This window comes from Aquabacterium sp. UBA2148 (assembly GCF_002328915.1).
Taxonomy (GTDB): domain Bacteria; phylum Pseudomonadota; class Gammaproteobacteria; order Burkholderiales; family Burkholderiaceae_C; genus Aquabacterium; species Aquabacterium parvum.
In genome coordinates this window covers 1-2,552 of sequence record NZ_DCXA01000241.1, presented here as the reverse complement: position 1 = coordinate 2,552, position 2,552 = coordinate 1, and the positions used below count along the sequence as shown (strand labels likewise).

Sequence of the window (2,552 nt, the reverse complement as noted above, 5' to 3'; positions counted from 1 at the left end):
GCCGCTCGCCCGGCACCACGCCAACGACCTCGGGGATCACATCGCCGGCACGGCGCACGATCACGGTGTCGCCGACGCGCACGCGCTTGCGACGCAACTCGAACAGGTTGTGCAGCGTGGCGTTGGTGACGGTCACACCGCCCACGAACACCGGCTTGAGGCGCGCCACAGGCGTGAGCTTGCCGGTGCGGCCCACCTGGATGTCGATGCCTTCGACCTGCGTGAGCTGCTCTTGCGCGGGGTACTTGTGTGCCACGGCCCAACGGGGCTCGCGTGTGACGAAGCCCAGTCGCTCTTGCAGGTCGCGGCGGTTGACCTTGTAGACGATGCCGTCGATGTCGAATGGCAACTGGTCGCGGCGCACGCCCATCTCACGATGAAATGCGACCAAACCGGCGGCACCCTCGGTGACACAGCGCTCTGCGCACACAGGCAAGCCAAAAGCAGCCAGCGCGTCGAGCACACCGCTGTGCGTCTCGGGCGTGTCCCAGCCTTGCACCTCACCCAGGCCGTAGGCAAAAAAGCTCAAAGGCCGTTGGGCGGCGATGGCTGGGTCGAGCTGGCGCACGGCACCTGCGGCGGCGTTGCGCGGGTTGACAAAGGTCTTGGCGCCCTGCTCGCGCTGGCGTTCGTTGAGGGCCTCGAAAGAATCGCGGCGCATGAACACCTCACCGCGCACCTCGATCACCGGCGCTTGCACGCTTTGCAGCCGCAGCGGGATCTGGCCGATGGTGCGGATGTTCTGGGTCACGTTCTCGCCGGTTTCACCGTCGCCGCGTGTGGCGGCCTGAACCAGCACGCCATGCTCGTATCGCAGGTTGATGGCGAGCCCGTCGAACTTCAGCTCGGCGGCGTATTCCACCAAAGGGGCCTCGTCACCCAGTGCAAGCTCGCGTCGAACACGGGCATCAAAGGCCTCAGCACCACTCGCTTCGGTGTCGGTCTCGGTGCGGATCGAGAGCATGGGCACGGCATGGCGAACGGGCTCGAAGCCATCCAGCACCTGGCCAATGACCCGCTGCGTGGGCGAATCGGGCGTGCGCAGCTCGGGGTGTTCAGCCTCGATGGCCTGCAGGGCCTGGAACAGGCGGTCGTACTCGGCGTCGGGGATGGTGGGCTCGTCGAGCACGTAGTAGCGGTGGGCGTGCTCATTGAGCAAGGCCCGCAAACGCGCTGCTTCAGTGGCCGCCGGCAGGGGCTCGGATGCCGCCGGGCCCCGAGGCTCGGCGGGAGCAAACAGGTCGTTCTGAGACATCAGCTGAACAGGCGGCGGGTGGAGGGAGCCCCGGCGGCCAGGTCCCGCGCGGCCAAGGCCACGTACAGCTTGTGGAGCTCGCCCTCGATCATCGCGAAGGCTGCCGGCGAGAAAGGCTGCCCCTGGTCGTCGAGCATGACCGCGTCCATGGTCAGGCAAAGGGCCTCACCAGCGGCGCACCACGCTTTGAACGGCGCAAGCTCTGAGGCCGTTTGAGGCACATCGAAGCACAACAGCAACTCGCGCAGCGTGGCCTGGTCGGCGTCTTCCGCGAAAGCGGCTTGGGCGTCGAACTGCAGGGTCAGCACGGGCGGAGCTCCGTCTTCCGCGCCGGGCAGAACAAACCGGCCAGGCAGCACGCCGGGCACAAAGCCGTGCCGCGCTGCCTGCTGCTGCACATAACCCAATGACCAGGCACTGCCCTTGGCCGCCAGGCGCATCGCCAGTTGCGCGTCGTGGGCGCTGGCGAAGGCGTCGAGCTCGCGGGCGCGGGCGACGACGTCGAGCATGTCGGGGAACTCAACGGCCGCGCCCAGGGCGTCGGCCATGGCCTGCAGCTTCTGCACGAACTCGGAGTACTCGATTTCGTTGAGGCTGCCCGTGCGGTTGGCCAGCAACACGCCGCCTTGCAGCTCGGTGTAGAGCACGCCTGCCTGGGGCAACTCCCACTCGCCGCAATCGGCGCGCAGGGCCTCGACCAACACGGGCTTGCTGCCCGCGCGCCTGGTGGGCGGCAGGTGCAGCAGGATGTGGTCACCGCTGAGCGGCGACTCGATCGTCAAGGTGGCGATGGCATCGACCAGGGCATCGAGACGAGGCCCACCTCGGCGAACTGGCGGCAAGCTTGTGGCGGCGGCGTTGGGAGCAAACTCCGGCGAAACAGGACCGCCTGCGTCCACCATCGGCTCGGTGGGCACGCTGTCGAGCGACAAGCCCGACTGGACGCTGCTGTCAACAGGCTCGAGCGTGGCCCGCCGAGGTTGGTTGGCTGCAGCACGGCGCGCCGTCCAGGCACCGTGGGCCACGACGGCCGCCAGAACGATGCCGCCGAGGATGGCGAGGTAAAGGGTCAGGGAGTGGTTCATGGGGAATCTGTGGGGCGAGACGGCGGGCCTCAGGCTGCATGGGCCATGCCGAGCGCGGCTTCCATGTCGACCGCAACGATGCGAGAGACGCCTTGCTCCTGCATGGTCACGCCGACAAGCTGTTCGGCCATCTCCATCGCGATCTTGTTGTGCGAGATGAAGAGGAACTGGGTGCCGCTGGACATGTTCTTGACCAGGCGAGCGTAGCGTTC

At 67.4% G+C, this 2,552-nt stretch carries 3 protein-coding genes; all 3 read right to left on the bottom strand.

The window, feature by feature from the left end; genetic code table 11:
* Positions 1-1,255 (bottom strand): NAD-dependent DNA ligase LigA (gene ligA, locus B2W70_RS13465; RefSeq protein ID WP_286746419.1); only part of this gene is annotated, 1,255 nt, incomplete at its 3' end.
* Positions 1,255-2,340, bottom strand: coding sequence for a cell division protein FtsZ (locus B2W70_RS13460; RefSeq protein ID WP_286746416.1), 1,086 nt, complete (start codon positions 2,338-2,340; stop codon positions 1,255-1,257). The genes ligA and B2W70_RS13460, both read right to left, overlap by 1 nt.
* A gap of 29 nt (positions 2,341-2,369) precedes the next feature.
* A partial coding sequence (locus tag B2W70_RS13455) for a hypothetical protein (RefSeq protein ID WP_286746413.1) occupies positions 2,370-2,552 on the bottom strand: 183 nt, incomplete at its 5' end.

Bases quoted from the DNA above. Each gene is read 5' to 3' on its own strand.
- B2W70_RS13460 (WP_286746416.1), bottom strand. From the start codon at position 2,340: ATGAACCACTCCCTGACCCTTTACCTCGCCATCCTCGGCGGCATCGTT.